Source organism: Labedaea rhizosphaerae (assembly GCF_004362825.1).
GTDB classification, from domain to species: Bacteria; Actinomycetota; Actinomycetes; order Mycobacteriales; family Pseudonocardiaceae; genus Labedaea; species Labedaea rhizosphaerae.
Window position 1 is genome coordinate 340,757 of the sequence record NZ_SNXZ01000007.1, and the last position, 17,340, is coordinate 358,096.

Consider the following 17,340-nt stretch of genomic DNA (forward strand, 5'->3'; position numbering starts at 1 on the left):
GATCGCGCACGAAGATCGCGCACGAACCGAGCCAACCGGCCGGGCTTGATCGAAACGGGTCCTGACCGGGGGAAGGTCGGCTATTGTGCGCTGACGCCCGCTGTGTCGCTACCGCTGTTCGACCGGGGGAGGTGGCAGGGGAACGGGGGTGCGTCGATGGCCGCGGACAGCGATGAAGCTGCTGCGTTGACCGCCGCGCTCGACCGTCACCTGGCCGACGCCGCCGCCATGGCCAACGCCCTCGTCGAGCTCGACGGGCATCCCGGTCACCAGCTCTTCACGTCGACCTTGTCGTCCGGGGTCACCGCCGAGCGGTGGCAGGCGGCCGAAACGGTGCTCGCGGGGTTGTGGCGCGACTTCGACACCTACCGGGCGGTGCTCGCCGAGGCGGAGCAGGTCCGGACGCGCCGGTCGCGGCTGGGCGCCGACGAGGTCGCCGAGCTGCGGCGGCTGCTGGTCGCGCCGTCCGTGGAGGTTGCGCGGCGCGCCGTTCCCTTGCACGAACGCGGGTTGACCGGCGCCGCCGAAGCTGTCGAGTCGATCACCGTGGCCGCCTTGACCGCCCGGATGAACGAGGCGTACCGGGTGGTCAGCGAGCTCGCGGTGCGGTGCGACGAGCTGAGTTCGGCGGCGGTCAAGGCGTTGACGCCGTTGCTGGAGCAGGTCCGGCGGATCACCGAGGACACCCTCGAGCTCGGGATCGAACCCACTGGGGTGGGGGAGCGGGTCCGCGAGCTCGAGCACCTCGCGGGTAGCGATCCGCTCGCGCTGGCCGACCGGCCGCTCGACGACACCGTGGCCCGGCTCGGGGCCGAGTTGGCCGCCGAGCGCGAACGGGTGGACCGGATGCTTGCCCTGCGGGAGGACTGGGTCCGGGCGCGGGCCGGGCTCGCCGATTCGGTGCGGGCGGTGGCCGAACTGAGAACCGCCGCCACGCGGGACTACGCGGCGGCCGCGGAGCGCGTCGTCGCGGACTTACCGCCGTTGCCCGCCGATCGCGTGCCCGCGTTGCAGGCCGCGGTGGACCGGTTGGACGGGTTGAGCTGGGCTGCGCGCGACGCGGGAACCGCCGAGCTCAGGCGCGACATCGTCGACGCCGAAGCGGAGTTGCGGGCGGCGCGCCAACTGGCCACGGGTCTGCTCGACCGGCGCGAGGAACTGCGGGGGCGGTTCGGCGCGTACGAAGCACGGGCGGTCCGGTTGGGGCTGGCCGAGGAGCCGGCGGTGATGGCGGTCGCCGCGCGGATCAAGGCGACGTTGTGGCGGCGGCCGTCCGATCTGGCTGCTGCCACAAGGGATCTCGGGGTCTTGCGCCGGCTGCTCGCCGAGCCCGGCGCGAACAGCGGAGGGGGTTCGGCATGAGCCAAGGGGATCGCTGCACGCGGCCCGGTTGCGACGGCACGATCGACTGCGGGTACTGCGACACGTGCGGGCTGGCCGAGGTGGCGCAGGCGGCACCGGCAAGCGCGGCGCCGGCGGGCAACGCCTGCCGGCAGCCGGGCTGTGGCGGGACGGTCGATGGCGGCTACTGCGACACGTGCGGGATGGCGGCGGCGTCGCAGCCGGCCCCGGCCGCGTCGCAGTCCGCACCCGTGACCAATGCGCCGATGACCAGTGCGCCGGTGACCAGTGCGCCGGTGACCGGCGCCTGCCCGCAGCCGGGTTGCACCGGCACGATCGACGGCGGCTACTGCGACACCTGCGGCCTGGCCGCGGGCGCGCCCGCGGCCGAGCCGGTCACCACGGGGTCCGCCGTGAGCAGCCGGCTCAGCGGCCGCGCGTCGCGCCGGACCACGACCACCGCCCGGTCGACGTCACGGCGCGGGGGCGGGCTCGGCGCCGGTCTCGTCGACATCCCCGTGGTGCCGGTGGTCGACCCGGCCGCCGCCGTTCTCGACAACCCGCAGGTCGCCGAGAACAAGCGGTTCTGCCGCAAGTGCGACCAGCCCGTCGGGCGCGGCAAGGACGGCAAACCCGGGCGGTTGCACGGTTTCTGCCCGCGCGACGGCACGCCGTTCAACTTCGAGCCCTCGCTCACGAAGGGCACCCTCGTCGGCGGACAGTACCTGGTGCGCGGCTGCCTCGCGCACGGCGGCCTCGGCTGGATCTACCTGGCCACCGACCGCAACGTCAACGACCGGTGGGTGGTGCTCAAGGGCCTGCTCGACATCGACGACCCGGCCGCCCGCGCGGCCGCGGAGGCCGAGCGCCGGTTCCTCGCCGAGGTCAACCACCCGAACATCGTCATGATCCACAACTTCGTGGAGCACCCCGGCGACGACGGCAAACCCATCGGCTACATCGTGATGGAGTACGTCGGCGGCTCCTCGCTGCGCAAGCTCGTCGAGGACCGCGGCCAGGCCGTCGGGCAACGCCTCGCGCCGCTGCCGCTGCCGCAGGTCATCGCCTACGGGCTGGAGATCCTGCCCGCGCTCGGCTACCTGCACAGCCAGGGCCTGGCGTACTGCGACCTCAAGCCGGACAACGCGATCCAGTACGAGCGGCGCCTCAAGCTGATCGACATGGGCGCGGTCGTGCCGTACGAGAACTCCGGCGGCTTCGACTGGTACGGCACCCCCGGCTACCAGGCGCCGAACTTCGAGTCCGAGGGCCCGTCGCCCGCCGCCGACATCTACACGGTGGGCCGCACGCTCGCGGTGCTGGCGCTGGGCATCTCGCCGTTGCGCAGCGGAGTCCCCGTGCCGTTGCCCGACCCGTCGAACAACTCGCTGATGGCCAAGCACGAGTCGTTCTACCGGGTGCTGCTGCGGGCGACCGACCCGGATTCGTTGCGGCGCTTCGCATCCGCGGAGGAGATGGCCGACCAGCTCGGCGGGGTGCTGCGCGAGGTGCTCGCCGTGGAGAACGGCAAGCCGTACCCCGGACTGTCCACTTTGTTCGGTCCGCCGCGTTCGGTGTTCGGCATCGGCCTGCTGGGAGAGCCCGCCGCCCCCGGCCGCCCCCACCCGAGAGCGGTCGCCCACGCGTTGCCGGTTCCGTTGGTGGACACGACGGACTCGGCGGCCGGCCTGCTCGCGACGGTGTCCTCGGCGGGGCCCGAGGAGATCCTGCGGCTGGCGCGCGACGCCACCACGCCGAGCACCGAACTCCGGTTCCGCGCCGTCCGCGCGTACCTGGAACTCGGGGACGTGGCGGCGGCCCAGGAAGCGCTGCAGCGGTTGCGGACCGACCTGCCCGGGGACTGGCGCACCGACTGGTTCGCCGGCGTCGCGGCGTTGGTGGCCGGTGACCCATCGGCCGCCGCGGCCGCGTTCGACGTCGTGCTGGCGACCCTGCCCGGTGAGTCCGCGCCGAAGCTGGCGCTGGCCGCCGCCGCCGAGTGCGCGGCCGACGATGCCGTGGCCGGCCGCTACTACCTGCAGGTCAACCGTCCGAACCCGGACATCGCCGATGCGGCGTTCGGCCGGGCGCGGGTGGCGTTGCGGGCCGGGCGGCCCGCCGAGGCGCTGACCGCGCTGGACACCGTGGCACCGACGTCGAGCCAGTACGTGACCGCGCAGACCGTGGCCGTGCGGATCATGATCGGCAGCGGCGGTCTCGACGAGGGCCGGCTGCGTGCGGCCGCCGACCGGGTCGAGCGGCTGAGCCTGGACAAGGCCACCGCGCACGAGGTGCGCGCTTCGGTGTTCAGTGCCGCGTTGCCGCTGGTCGTCAGCAGCGCGGGCGGGCGGCCGCCGTTGCTCGGCTGTACGTGGTCGCAGCGCAGCGTGCGCGCGGCACTGGAGTCGGAGTTGCGCTCGGGCGCCCGTCTTGCCCCCGACGAGGCCACCCGGGTCGAGCTGATCGACCGGGCCAACGCGGTGCGGCCGGTGTCATGGGTGTGATGGTGGAAACGAACCGCTGCCCCGCCTGTGCCGAACCGGTCGACCCGGGCGACCGGTTCTGTGAGGCGTGCGGCGATCCGTTGCTGCGCCAGGGCAGCACGACCGCCGCGACGACATCATTGCCCGGTCCGCGCCGCTGCCTCGCCTGTGGCGCGGTGAGTCCACATGCGACGGAGTACTGCGACGAGTGCGGGTTGCGCCTGCCCACGGCCGCGGACCGGACGACGGTCGACCTCGACGTGCTGGCCGGGGTGAGCGACCGCGGCCTCGTGCACCACCGCAACGAGGACGCGATCGCGCTCGGCCGCCTGCTGGACGGCACCACCGCCGCGGTGGTGTGCGACGGCGTGTCCACCACGAAGAACCCCGAACGCGCGGCGCAGGCTGCGTCGGAGGCGGCGCTCGCGGTGCTGCTCGGCACGGACGCACCGGCCGAACCCGCCGACCGGATCCGTGCCGCCGTTGCGGCGGCGGCCGACGCCGTGCGCGCACTGAACACAGTGGACAGGTCGCCGGACGGTGCGTCCTGCACGCTCGTGGCCACCTACGTCGTGGGTGGGCTGGTGACCATCGGCTGGGTCGGCGACACCCGGGCCTACTGGCTCGACGGCACGGGCAGCCGCCTGCTCACCCGGGACCACTCGTGGGCCGCCGAGGTGATCGCCGAAGGCGTCATGGACGAGGCCGCCGCGTTCGCCGACCGCCGCGCGCACACCATCACGCGGTGGCTCGGCCCCGACATGCGGCCGGAACCGGACGTCATGACCCTGCAGCCGGACGGTGCGGGCACCTTGGTGCTGTGCTCGGACGGGCTGTGGAACGAGGTGCCCGACGCGGCCCGGCTCGCGGGGCACGCCGTGGGGGACACACCGCTGGCCATCGCCGAGCGGCTCACCGAGGTCGCGCTGGCGGCCGGCGGCCGGGACAACATCAGCGTCGTCGTCATCCCGTTGGAGGGGGCACAGGAATGAGTGCAGGACCAGAGTTCACCGTCGCCGTCGACCAGAACGCCTACCTGTCGGAAGGCGCGAACCGGGTCGACGCGGTCGTCACGGTGACCGCGACCGGCGACGCCGCCCCGGCGCCCACGACCGAGGCGCTGGAGATGCTGATCATCGACTGCTCCGGGTCGATGCAGGGCGACCGGATCGTCGCGGCGCGCGCGGCTACCGCGGCCGCGATCGGGCAACTGCGCGACGGCGCGCTGTTCGCCGTGATCGCCGGTGCGACCAGCGCGATGCAGGTCTACCCGAAGCGGGGCGCGGCCCGGGCCGACGAAGGCACCCGCCAGGAGGCTCTGCAGGCGGTCAAGCGGCTGAGTGCCAACGGTGGCACCAGGTTCGCGAACTGGCTGGAGCTGGCGCGCCGGATCGCCGAGCAGCACCCGGGGGCGATCCGGCACGCGTTGATGCTCACCGACGGCCAGAACGGCGACCAGCCAGGCGAGCTGGAGAAGACCCTCGCGGCCTGCACGGGCGTGTTCACCTGCGACTGCCGTGGCGTCGGCACCGACTGGACGGTCGCCGAGGTGCGCAAGGTCGCCTCCGCTCTGCTCGGCACCGTCGACATCGTGGCCAGGCCCGAGAACCTGGCCGCCGACTTCCACGCGATCATGAACTCCGCCATGGGCAAGCGGGTCGCCGACGTGTCGCTGCGGCTGTGGAGCCCGAAGGGCGCGCAGGTCAAGTTCGTCAAGCAGGTCGCGCCCGAGGTCGAGGACCTGACCGGCAAGCGGGTGCAGACCGGTCCGCTGCACGGCGACTACCCACTCGGCGCGTGGGGTGCGGAGAGCCGCGAGTACCACGTGTGCGTCGAGGTGCCCACCCAGGCGATCGGCGCGGAGATGCTCGCCGGGCGGGCCATGGTGGTGCGCGGCGGGTCCGACGAAACCCTTGCCCAGGGCCTGATCCGGGCGATCTGGACCGCCGACGACGCGCTGTCGGCCAAGGTGAGCAAGAAGGTCGCGCACTACACCGGGCAGACCGAGTACGCGGACGCCGTCGAGGAGGGCCTCGCCGCGCGCCGGGACGGGGACACGGCCCGGGCGACCGCGCGGCTCGGCCGGGCGGTCGAGCTGGCCGCGGCCGCGGGCGACAAGGACAAGATGGAGATGCTGGAGAAGGTGGTCGAGGTCGAGGACGCCGCGACCGGGACCGTGCGGTTGCGGTCCCAGGTGTCCGACGAGGCCGAGAAGGAGCTGGACATCCGGTCGAGGCGGACCAGCCGGGTCCGCGGCGAGGGCTGAGCCGTGCCGGTCTGCCCGTCCGGTCACGACTCCACGGCCACCGACTACTGCGACGTCTGCGGTCTGGTGCTCGGCGCGCCCGCGCCCGTACCGGTGTCGTCTCCGGTGTCGTCTCCGGGGTCAGCGCCGGTGTCGTCCTCCGCCGCGGCTGCGGTCGCGGCTCCGGTCGAGGGGATGACCTGCCGTAGCTGCGGTGAGCCTCGCGAAGGCCGGTTCTGCGAGGAGTGCGGGTTCGACAACGACCTGCCCTCGCCCCCGGCGGCACCCGAAGCCCCGGCGCGGCAAGCGCTGTGGACGGCCGTGGTCCGAGCCGATCGCGCGTGGTTCGACGAGGTCCGCCGCCGCGAGGGGTCGGAAGCCGCGGACATGGAGTTCCCGCGCTACTGCCCGGAACGCCGGTTCGAGCTCGACCGCGAGCAGGTCGCCATCGGCAGGCGCAGCCGCTCGCGCGGCACCAACCCGGAGATCGACCTCGGCAGTCCGCCGTTGGACCCGGGTGTGTCCGCGCAGCACGCGGTTCTGGTCGCCCGGCCGGACGGCGGCTGGGACGTCGTGGACCTCGGCTCGACCAACGGCACCTCCGTCGGCGAGACGACCGAGGTGATCGAGCCGAACACCCCGGTCGCCGTCGCGGCCGGGGTGCCGATCCGCCTCGGTGCATGGACCGTGATCACGCTGGAGTCGAGCTAGTCGCGGTACTTCGCGGGTGGGACCGCGGGCACGGGGTGCAGCTGCTCGCCCAGCCACTTGTGGGCGCTGGCGGCGAGGCTGCCGTCGGCGCGGCCGCGTTCCAGCAGCCCGTTGACGAACCGCACCAGGTCCACGTGCTTCGGGCTCATCCCGATGGCGTACCGGGTCTCGGCGAGCGCGCGGCCGACGACCTTGGTCTGCGGGTCCTGGGCGGCCATTCCGGCGAGGATCGCGTCGTCGCTGGAGACCGCGGCGACCTTGCCCTGCTGCAACGCCACCACGCAGTCGGGGATGCCGGGCAGCGTCACCACCTGCAGGTGCAGCGGCAGGCGACGCAGGACCGCCTCGTTCGTGGCGCCGATGGACGTGCACACCCTCTGCCCCGCGAGCTGTTCGACCTCGTTGACACCGGAGGCCGCCGGCACGAGCAGCCGCTGGTGCACTGTGGTGTACGGGGTGGAGAACTCCACGGACTTCTGCCGGAGGCAGGTCACGGTGAAGCTGTTCACCACGATGTCGACCTGGCCCTGCTCGATCAGCGACACCCGGTCGGCGATGTCGCGCACCACGAACTGGACCCGGTTCGGGTCACCGAAGATCGCCGCGGCGATCATGTGCACCAGGTCGATGTCCGAGCCCTCGAGCTGGCCGGTCTGCGGGTTGCGGTACCCCAGCAGGTACTTGCCCTGGTCGACGCCCGCGATCAGGCGGCCGCGGGCCTTGATCCTCGCCATCGTCGACCCGGACGGCAGCGCCTGCGGCGACGGCAGCGGACCGACGGGGCGCAGGCTTTCCCGGACGGTCCCGCAGTCGGGCTTGCTCGGCGGGCGCGGTTTCGTCGCCGCCTGCTCGCCGGACGCGGCCGCGGAACCGTTGCCGTGCAACGAAGGCAGGACGAAGCCACCCAGCGACAGGATCGCTGCGACGGCCAGGAAGACCAGTGGTCGCTTGACGTCGACCACGGGACCGGGACTTGTCATCGGTACTCCTCCACCCGGCGGGCGACGCCGATCGCGAAGCCGGCCGCGGCCAGCGCGAACAGCACGGTGGGGCCGAACGCGAGCAGCGTCGTCGCGCCGCTCGCGTCGTCCGTGGCGGCGGCGAGCCGGGCCCGTGCGGTGCCGCCCGCGTCGCTGACCGCCTTGTCCAGCGCGGTGAACGCGGCTCCCGAGCTGCCTTTGCCGGTACCGACGGCGGCCTGGACGGCATCGGCGTAGCGGCCCGCGTCGTCGGCCGTCCGCAGGTTCTTGTGCGCGGCCGTCCACGCCCGGGCCGCCGTCCGGATCGTGCTGACGTCGACGCCGTTGGCCGCGGCCTTGGCCAGTGGCCCGTCGTCGGCCCGCAACCGGTCGAGCTGGTCGGTGAACCCCTGGTCGGACGCGCTGCCACCGCTGCGCGCGACCAGCACGAGGTTCTCGTTGCTGCGGGCCTGCAACACGAACGTGCGGGCCTCGTCCAGCGCGGTCGCGGCGTCGCTGGCCTTGTTGGCCTCGGCCAGTGCGCTGTCGGTGGACGCCGTGGCCACCACCCACCACAGCAACCCGGCGACGACCGCGACGCACGCGGCGACGACACCGAGGTTCAGCCTGCGGCGGGTCCGGCGGAACTCCTTGCGGGAGAAGTCGAGCGCGGCGATGAGCAGCGCCAGCCCGAACAGCACCACCGCGACCGGCAGCGCACTGGCCTGCCGGTAGTCGGCGTTCAGTTCGGTCACCTCCGCGCGCCGCAACTCCTCGGCCGCGGGCAGCAGCTGGGTGCGCATCTGGGTGGAGGCCTGCGCGAGGTAGGACTGGCCGAGCGGCAGGCCCTGCCGGTTGTAGGTGCGCGCGGTCTCGATCAGCCCGGCGTAGGCCGGCAACCCGGTGATCATGGTGTCCAGCGGCTTGGCGGCCGGGTCGTCCGGGCCGACCTGCCGGGACGCCTGCGCGAGGCGCTGACCGGCGCGGGTGACGTCGGCGTCGTAACGCGTGCGGACCGCGGCGGGCTCCTGGCCGGCCGAGACGTAACCGCTGGTGGCCATCGCGTCGGCATCGGCCAGCGCCTGGTAGACCTCGCCCGCGACCTGGGTCAGCGACGTGTCCCGGTTGCCCACGTCGGTCACCGCGCTGGTGCGCGTGGTGCCACCGACCAGGCTCAGCACGGCCGTGACCAAGCTCGCGAGCGTCAGCACGACACCGATGCGGCGTAATCGCGCGGGCGTGCGCGGACCGGTCCACTGCGCCGCGCGCGAGCGTCGCAGCACCGGGCTTTGCGTCGTCATGGATCCCCCCTCGCCAAGCGGCTGATCTTAACCAGCCCGAGCCCGACTCCATGCCGTTTTCGCCAGGTCCGGTGCGACCTCCCAGGCTGTCCGGTTGTCAACGGCCGACGATCTGTACAGCGTTGGGCCGGCGTTGTAGAACTGGATCGAACAAGTAGCACCGTCACCTCCCTGCTCGAACCCCTGCCGTGTGAGGAGTGACCATGCGCCGTCGACGCATGCCCAGGGTTGCCGCATTGGCCTCGATCCTGCTGGTGGTGGCGACCGCCGTGCAGCAACCGGCCGCGGCCGCCCCGCACAAAGCCGGAGTCCACGACGTCATATCCGGCAACGCGCGGTTCGAGGTGCTGTCGCCGACGTTGATCCGCACCGAGTACGCGGGGGACGCGCAGTTCGTCGACGCGGCCACGTTCAACGCCATCGGCCGGGACGGCTTTCCCGGCACGCAGTTCACCACCAGCACGGTCGACGGCTGGCTGACCATCACCACCGCCGCGCTGACCTTGCGCTACCGGGTCGGCTCCGGCGCGTTCGGCCCGGACAACCTGCAGATGCGGCTCAAAGCCGGCGGGCAGGACGTCACCGCCCGGCCGTGGACCGCGCCGCCGTCCTGCGCCGTCGGCGCGCTCTGCGAGGCGGAGAACCTGACGCTCGACGGTGTCGCGGTGGCCGACGACCACACCGGCTACACCGGCACCGGCTTCGCGGCCGGTTTCCAGAACAGCGGCAACTCCCTGTCCTTCCGGGTGATCGTGCCCACCGACGGTACCTACCAACTGGCTGCCCGCTACGCCAACGCCACCGGCGGCGACGGGCAGTACACCACCCGCACGCTGACCGCGTCGGTGGACGGTGTCTCGCGCACGCTCACCATGCCGACGACGGCCGACTGGAACACCTGGTCGCTGGCGAACACCACGTTCACCCTGGCCGCGGGCACGCACACCGTGACCATCGACCGTGGTGCCAACGACTCCGGAAACGTCAACCTCGACAGCCTCGCCGTGGTCGCACCGGGCGCGGGCTACCCGGCCCCGCCACCGCCGGCCGTGACGAACTGCCCGTTCGGCGGCGTCTGCGAGGCCGAAGCGGGGGCGCTGGGTGGTCCCGCCACCCTGGCCACCGACCACAACGGTTACTCGGGCGCGGGTTTCGTCGCCGGCCTGGACACCGGCGCCAGCGTCAAGCTCCACGTCACGGATGTGCCGAGCGCGGGCGCCTATGCCCTGCAATTGCGCTACGCCAACGCGCAGCCGGCGCCGCGCCCGGTCTCGGTGCAGGTCGGTTCCTCGGCGGCAACGTCTGTTTCGCTGCCGACGACGAGCACCTGGGACACGTGGCGCACCGTCGCCGTGCCGGTCACCCTCGCCGCCGGGGCGAACGACGTGACGATCGGCTGCCCGGATGCCAGCAGTTGCCGGCTGAACCTCGACACGGTGGCGGTGGTGCCCGCAGGCTCGCCGCTGCTCGCGCCGCACGCCCCGCTCGGCGGTTACCGGCGCGGCCTGGACGGCGTGAACGGCTTCCCGAACACCACCCCGGGCCTGCTCTACCAGGACGGCTGGAGCCTGCTCGACGACACCACCTCGGCGACCTTCGACAACGCCACCAAGTCCGTGCACCCGCGCCCGGACCACCACGGCCAGTCCTATCAGGACGGTTACTTCTTCGGCTACGGGCACGACTACCAGCGCGCGCTGTCCGACCTGGCGACCTTGACCGGACCGTCGAAGCTGTTGCCGCGCTGGGCCTACGGCGTCTGGTACTCCGAGTACTACGACCGGACCGCCGCCGACTACGAGGACACCATCCTGCCCAGGTTCCGCGCCGACGGCGTGCCGCTGGACGTGCTCGTCACCGACACCGACTTCAAATCACCCAGCACCTGGGACGGCTGGGAGATCGATGCCACGAAGTTCCCGGACCCCAAGGCTTTCTTCGACTGGGCCGCCGCGCAAGGCTTGCACAACACCCTGAACATCCACCCGAGCATCGTGGCGTCCGACCCGCAGTACGCGCAGGCGCAAGCGACCGCCAAGGGCGGCCTCACCAAGTCGGGCGACAACTACGTGTTCGACTGGGGCAACCCCGACCAGCTCAAGGCGTACTTCGACCTGCACCAGACGATGGAGCAGCAGGGCGCCGACTTCTGGTGGCTGGACTGGTGTTGCGACAACTCCTACTCGTCGTTGCCCGGGGTCACCCCGGATGCCTGGATCAACCAGCAGTACGCCACCGACTCGGACAAGACGGTCGGCCGCGGCTTCGCCTTCTCCAGGGCGTTCGGGTCGCTGCAGGCCGGTGGCTACAGTGGACAGACGGGCCTGGCGACCGGGCCGTGGGCCGACAAGCGCACCACGGTGCACTTCACCGGTGACACCACGTCCAACTGGAACGTCCTGCACTTCGAGGTCGGCTACACGCCGGGGGAGTCGGCGGCGACCGGGCTCTCCGCGGTCAGCCACGACATCGGCGGCTTCAACAACGACGGTACCCAGGCCACCGGCGCGGAACCGGGCAGCACCAAGGACGCCGACGACCTCTACGCCCGCTGGGTGCAGCTGGGCACGTTCCAGCCGATCGACCGGTTGCACGGCAACCACAGCGACCGGCTGCCCTGGCAGTACGGCACGGCCGCCAAGGACTCCGCGGAGAAGTTCCTCAACCTCCGGGAGAACCTGGTGCCCTACACGTACACGTTGGCACAACAGGCAAGCCGGACCGGCGTCCCGGTGGTGCGTCCGCTGTACCTGCAGTACCCGGAGGCCCAGGACGCCTACGCCGAGGCGGGCGACGAGTACCTCTACGGCCCGGACGTGCTGGTGGCACCGGTGACCACGCCGGGGAACACCGCGAGCACGTCGGTGTGGTTCCCGCCAGGCAGCAGCTGGACCGACTACTTCACCGGCAAGACCTACGTGGGCGGGACCACGCAGGACGTGACGAGCGACCTCGCCACGATGCCGGTGTTCGTGCGCTCCGGCGGCATCGTGACCACCCGCACCGGCAAGGTCGCCAACGACGTGCAGAACCCGCTGACGAAGGCCACGGTGACCGTAGCCGGTGGCGCGTCCGGAGCGACCTCGCTTTACGAGGACAACGGCACCACCACCGACGCCGGGCAGAGCACGTCGACCGCGATCCGCTACGTCGAAAGCGGTGGGCTGCACCAGGTTCAGGTCGGGCCTGCCACCGGTGGCTTCGCCGGCCAGGTCACGTCGCGGCAGTGGACGATCGCGTTCACCAACGCGTCGGCACCGCGCACCGTGACCGTCGGCGGGCAGCAGGTCAGTTCGTGGACTTGGGATGCCACCACCAGGACCGTCACGGTCACCACACCACCACAGCCGACGAACCGGGCCCTGGTCGTCGCCTATCGTTGATCGTCGGGGTCCATCGCCGCGCCGGAGCTCTAGCGGCTGGGGGCGTCGAGGTCGGCGAGCAGCTGGGCGACCTCGGACGTCCGCGGGTGGTGCAGGCGCTGAAGAGCGGCGTGCGCCTCCCGCCAGACGGCCCGCGCGGCGTCCTGGTCGCCGGTGAGCGCCCGCAGGCGACCCAGCATGATCCGGACGCTGAGCGCCGCCACGCTGTCGCGGGTGTCGCCTTCGACGGCGAACGCCTGCTCGCAGTGCTCGATCGCCTGTGCGTAGTTGCCCATGCGTTCGTGCGCCTCGGCCATGTTGGCCAGCGTCATCCGCACGAACAACGCGCCGCCCGCGCGGCGGTAGGCCTCGAGCGCCTGCTTCGAGCTGGCGAGCCCGTCGGCGTGGTAGCCGCCGCGGATCTGCGCCTCGCCGAGGTTGTGCAGGCTGTGGGCGAGCCGGATCGCGTTGCCGGAGCGCTCGGCGGCGGTGACGGCCGCCCGCAGGTGCTCCAGGGCCGCCTCGTAGCGGCCGAGCAGGGCGTGGTGGTAGCCGAGTGCGCTGAGCGTCGAGGACACCAGCCGGTCGTCGCCGAGCGTGCGTGCGTGGGCGACGGCGGCTTCCTTGTGCGGCACCGCCCGATCGTCCAAACGGGACGTGTACGCGCCGCCCAGCATCAGCTCGGCGCGGCAGAGCGAGCCCGGGTCGCCGAGCTCACGGGCGCACCGCAGCCCGATCCGGCCGGCGGTGATCCAGTCGTCGATGTGTTGGTAGGCCTCGAAAAGGTCGCGCAACGCCCAGCTCAGCCGCCACCCGGCGAGCGCGTGCCCGTCGTCGGCGCCCTGGCGCAGCAACGCGAGGATGTCGGCCCGCTGCGCGTTCCACCAGGTGACCACCTCGGCGCTGGTGGTGAACCGGACCGGTGGTGCGAGCGGCTCGCCGAGCCCGGGCACCGACGGCGGCGTGTCCGCCGGGCGGATCAGGCGGCTGGCCGCGATGGCGCTGTGCAGGTACCAGTCCAGCAGCCGCTCGACCGCGGCGGTGCGGTCGGCGGCGGTCTCCTCGGCGTGCACCAGTTCGACGGCGTACTCCCGCAAGAGGTCGTGCAAGCGGTACCGGTCGTCGTTGGCCGGCTCCAGCAGGTGCCGGTTGGCCAATTGGTCGAGGTGGCCGCGCGCGGTGCCGGGCGAGCCCAGCAGCACGCCGACGGCGCCCGCGTCGATCTCGGCGCCGGGGTGCAGGCCGAGGTGCCGGAAGGTGCGGGCCTGCGCCGCCGGTAGCGCGCGGTAGGACCACTCGAACACCGACCGCAGATCGCTCAGGCTGTCGCTCTCGTCGGCCAGGCCGTCGAGCCGCCGGGCGCGCGCACGCAGGTCGTCGGCGATCCGCCGGACGGGGGCGCTCAGGTGGCGGCCCGCTCGTTCGGCGACGATCCGCAACGCGAGCGGCAGCCGGCCGCAGAGCGCGACCAGCTCGGCCGTCGCCGACGGCTCGTGGGCCACCCGCGCCGCGCCGATCGCCTCGGCGAGCAAGGCCGTCGCGTCGGCGTCGGGCAGCTCACCGATGCCGATCCGCGTCGCACCCTCGCGCACCGCGAGGCCGGACAGGTGGTGCCTGCTGGTGACCAGTACGACGCTGTCCGACCCGGGCAGCAACGGCCGCACCGACGCGGCATCGGCCACGTTGTCGAGCAGGACCAGCACCCGCCGGCCGGCCAGCTCGCCACGCAACATCGTCGCCCGCTCGGCCACCTCGGCCGGCACCCGGTCGGCGGGCACACCGAGCGAACGCAGCATGCCGTCCAGCGCGCTCGCCGCGCTGAGCGCCGGGCCGGGGCCGTACCCGCAGAAATCGACGTAGAGCTGACCGTCGGGGAACCGGTCGCGCACCCGCCGGGCCCAGTGCACCGCGAGCGCGGTTTTGCCCGCACCGGCGATGCCGTGCAGCACGGCCACCACGACGGCGGCGACCCCGCCCGCCGGCCGCTCCAGCAACGCGTCGAGCGCGGCCAGCTCGTCGGACCGGCCGACGAAGCCGGCAACACCGGGCGGCAGCTGGTGCGCCACGACCGGGGCACGCCCGCGGATCTCCTCGTACAGGGCGCGCAGACCGGACGCCGGGTCGACGCCCAGCTCGTCGCTCAACCGGGTGGCGAGCCGCGCGTACGCGTCGAGCGCCTCGTCGCGCCGCCCGCACCGGTGCAACGCGAGCACCAGCCGCCACCACAGCGACTCGCGCAGCGGATGCCGCTCGGCGAGCCCGGCCAACCCGTCGAGCGCGCGTGCCGGTTCGCCGAGCGCGAGTTCCACGTCCACGCGCCGCTCGACCGCGGCCAGGTACTGCTCCGTCAACGCGGGCGCGTGGGCGCGCACCAGCGACGGACTCGGCACGTCCGCCAGCGGTTCGCCACGCCACAGCGCGAGCGCTTCGGCGAGGGGCGCCCGTGCGCGCGCCGGCGGCAGGTCGGCCGCCGCCCGCACGAGCCGCCCCAGTTCCAGCGCGTCGACCTGCTCGTCCCGGAGGTCGAGCACGTACCCGTCCGCCGTCGTGCGGATCGCCGCGTCACCCAGCACCCGGCGCAACCGCCGCACCATGTTGTGCACGCCCGCGCGCGCTTGCGCAGGTGGGTGATCGCCCCAGAGCCGTTCGGTCAGCACGTCGGCGGGCACCGGCCGGCCGGGTACCAGCGCGAGGCCGGCCAGCAGCACGCGAAGCCGGCCCTTGGGCACCTCGACGGGCGTCCCGTCGACCCACACCGCGAACGGCCCGAGCAGACCTATCGTCAGCCGACCGTCACCCATCACGCTCCCGTAGGTCCCCCACCGTGCACCCGGCCCGGCCCAGCCTAGAGCGAACCGGCGATGCTCTCCGCCGCGTAAGCCTTCAGCAGGTCGTGGAACCGGTACCGGTCAGGCCGCGGTTGTTCGACCAGGTGCGCGGCGACCAGCCGGTCGAGCCGGGCCGCGGTGGTGGACGGCGATCCACCGGCCAAGGTGGTGGCGGTCGGCAGGTCGAGTTCCGCCGCGGGGTGCAGGGCGAGGCGCCCGAACAACGCCGCGGTGTCCTCGTCCAACCCGCGGCAGGACCAGGACAGCAGCGCGCGCAGGTCGACGGCGGGGTCGTCCGGGTCGGCGAGCGCGTTCAGCCTGGTCCGCTCGTCCCGCAGCTCGACGGCGATGGACGCGAGCGGCGCGCGCCGCTGCCGCACCCGCTCCCCGAGCATGCGCAGCGCCAGCGGCAGCCGGCCGCACAGCTCGGCCAGTTCGGCGACGGCGTCCGGGTCGGCGTCCGCCCGCGCCGCGCCGATCGTTTCGGCCAGCAGCGCCACGGCATCCGCGTGCTCGAACGCGTCGAGCGTCACCCGGCGCGCGCCCTCTCGGGTCGCGAGCCCCCGCAGCTGGTTGCGGCTGGTCACCAGGACCACACCGGAGCCGGGCAGCAGCGGGCGCACCTGTTCGGCGTCCGACGCGTCATCGAGGACCATCAGCATCGGCCGGGGGTCGAGCAGGCTGCGCAGCACGGCGGAGCGTTGCGCCACCCCGTCCGGGATCCGTTCGGCGGGCAAGCCGAGCGCGCGCAGGAACGTCGCCAGCACACGATCGGGTGGGGTGGTTCCGGCCTGGCCACGTAGATCCGCGTACAGGTCGCCCGCGAACCGGTCGCGCACCTGGTGCGCCCAGCGGGTGGCCAGCGTGCTCTTGCCGGTGCCCGCGGCGCCGTCGATCACGACGATCAACGGCAGGGCCGGACTGGTCGCGTCCAGCAACGCGTCCAGTGCGGCCAGCTCCGGCGCCCGGCCGACGAAGACACCGGTGTCGGCCGGTAGCTGGCGCGGTGACCGGGTTTCCGGCCCCAGCGCGGTGATCGGTGCTGCGGTGTTCGGTGCGCCGAGGATCGTTTCGTGCACGTCACGGGACTCGGGCGACGGTTCGCGCCCGAGCGAGCGGCGCAGTTCTTCGCGCATCCGGGTGTAGCAGTCGAGCGCCTCGGCCGGCCGTCCGACGGCCACGAGCGCCAGCATCAGCCGGCGCCACGCCGATTCGCGCAACGGGTCCATCCCGGTCAGCCGCCGCAGTTCCGGGATCGCCGAGTCGTACCGGCGCCGGTCGAGTTCCAGCTCGGCGCGGAGTTCGATGGCGTCGTGGTAGCGCGCGGTGAGCGCGGCCCGGTACCCATCGGCCGGTGAGCCGGTGTCCAGGTCGCTCAGCGGCTCACCACGCCACAGCGCGATGGCCGCGCCCAGGGTCGCGAGAGCGTCCGCGGGTTCCTGGTCGCGGGCCAAGCGGACCAGTTGCTCGAACCGCAACGCATCGACGCGCTCCGGCGCGATGTCCAGCAGATACCCGTCGGCGCGGGTGTGGACGAGGTCGACGCCCAACACCCCGCGCAGCCGCCGCACAGTGGTGTGCACGGCGGCGCGCGGGTGCAACGGCCCGGACGACCCCCATAGCCGATCGGCGATGACGCCGATGCTGACCGCCCGGCCCGCGGACAACGCGAGGATGGCGAGCAACGCGCGCATCCGGCCGCGGGCAACGTCGACGACCCGGTTGCCGAGGCGCACCTCGAACACCCCGAGCAGGTTCACCGCCAGCGGCTCGCCCGCGCTCCTGCCGGTGGCGGGCACGAGGGGAACACGACGCATGTGCCGAAGTTAGCCGTCGGCACTGTCGGGGACCTAACTCGCACCCATCCGGTGCGTGGCTGCCTGCCGCCGGACCCGGCGGCAGGTGGGTGTTACTGGTCCCTGCTCATGGACGGGCTCCTCCCATCGTCAGGTCGGTCGGGCAGGCCTGGCTCATTCAGCAATCCCTGTTCCTCATCAGGCACCTCCCCGATACACGTGGACAGCAGCACGCTAGGCAACGCGGATGCCACCTCGCTGAGATCGCACGCGGTCGCGTGGTAGGTCGGTGACAGCCACGCCGCATAACCTGC

General features: G+C 72.9%; 10 protein-coding genes. 6 read left to right on the forward strand and 4 right to left on the reverse strand.

The features are described 5' to 3' along the window. Window positions 1-156 precede the first annotated feature (156 nt). Genes EV186_RS32225 through EV186_RS32245 form a run of 5 tightly spaced genes read left to right on the forward strand, consistent with a single transcriptional unit; the run spans window position 157 to window position 6,780 of the window. Entirely contained in the window at window positions 157-1,362 is a 1,206-nt protein-coding gene (locus tag EV186_RS32225; protein WP_133853277.1) for a hypothetical protein, read from the forward strand. Then, the gene (locus tag EV186_RS32230; RefSeq protein ID WP_133853278.1) at window positions 1,359-3,845 is read left to right on the forward strand and encodes a serine/threonine-protein kinase; all 2,487 of its coding nucleotides are present in this window, start codon (window positions 1,359-1,361) and stop codon (window positions 3,843-3,845) included. The genes EV186_RS32225 and EV186_RS32230 overlap by 4 nt, the downstream gene beginning before the upstream one ends. Next, complete coding sequence (locus EV186_RS32235; RefSeq protein ID WP_166659428.1) at window positions 3,845-4,816, forward strand: PP2C family protein-serine/threonine phosphatase; 972 nt, start codon at window positions 3,845-3,847, stop codon at window positions 4,814-4,816. The genes EV186_RS32230 and EV186_RS32235 overlap by 1 nt, the downstream gene beginning before the upstream one ends. After that, complete coding sequence (locus EV186_RS32240) at window positions 4,813-6,090, forward strand: VWA domain-containing protein (protein WP_133853280.1); 1,278 nt, start codon at window positions 4,813-4,815, stop codon at window positions 6,088-6,090. The genes EV186_RS32235 and EV186_RS32240 overlap by 4 nt, the downstream gene beginning before the upstream one ends. A 3-nt stretch (window positions 6,091-6,093) precedes the next feature. Then, window positions 6,094-6,780 (forward strand): FHA domain-containing protein, encoded by a 687-nt coding sequence (locus EV186_RS32245; protein WP_133853281.1) that lies wholly within the window; start codon window positions 6,094-6,096, stop codon window positions 6,778-6,780. Here the strand turns inward: EV186_RS32245 and EV186_RS32250 are convergent. Together EV186_RS32250 and EV186_RS32255 are read right to left on the reverse strand one after the other, a co-directional pair. Beyond that, window positions 6,777-7,760: a glutamate ABC transporter substrate-binding protein gene (locus EV186_RS32250; RefSeq protein WP_133853282.1), complete on the reverse strand. Its 984-nt coding sequence runs from the start codon at window positions 7,758-7,760 to the stop codon at window positions 6,777-6,779. The genes EV186_RS32245 and EV186_RS32250 overlap by 4 nt on opposite strands. Continuing rightward, the gene (locus tag EV186_RS32255) at window positions 7,757-9,040 is read right to left on the reverse strand and encodes a hypothetical protein (RefSeq protein ID WP_133853283.1); all 1,284 of its coding nucleotides are present in this window, start codon (window positions 9,038-9,040) and stop codon (window positions 7,757-7,759) included. The genes EV186_RS32250 and EV186_RS32255 overlap by 4 nt, the downstream gene beginning before the upstream one ends. A 203-nt stretch (window positions 9,041-9,243) precedes the next feature. Here EV186_RS32255 and EV186_RS32260 point away from each other — a divergent pair, with 203 nt between their 5' ends. Further along, window positions 9,244-12,423 (forward strand): TIM-barrel domain-containing protein, encoded by a 3,180-nt coding sequence (locus EV186_RS32260; RefSeq protein ID WP_133853284.1) that lies wholly within the window; start codon window positions 9,244-9,246, stop codon window positions 12,421-12,423. Between the two features lie 29 nt (window positions 12,424-12,452). On the opposite strand, the gene EV186_RS32265 is transcribed toward EV186_RS32260, so the two are convergent. Both EV186_RS32265 and EV186_RS32270 read right to left on the reverse strand, forming a co-directional pair. Next, a complete protein-coding gene (locus EV186_RS32265) occupies window positions 12,453-15,203 on the reverse strand; it encodes an AfsR/SARP family transcriptional regulator (protein ID WP_133853285.1) in 2,751 nt (916 codons plus the stop codon). Between the two features lie 44 nt (window positions 15,204-15,247). Further along, window positions 15,248-17,047, reverse strand: coding sequence for an AfsR/SARP family transcriptional regulator (locus tag EV186_RS32270; protein ID WP_133853286.1), 1,800 nt, complete (start codon window positions 17,045-17,047; stop codon window positions 15,248-15,250). Window positions 17,048-17,340 lie beyond the last annotated feature (293 nt).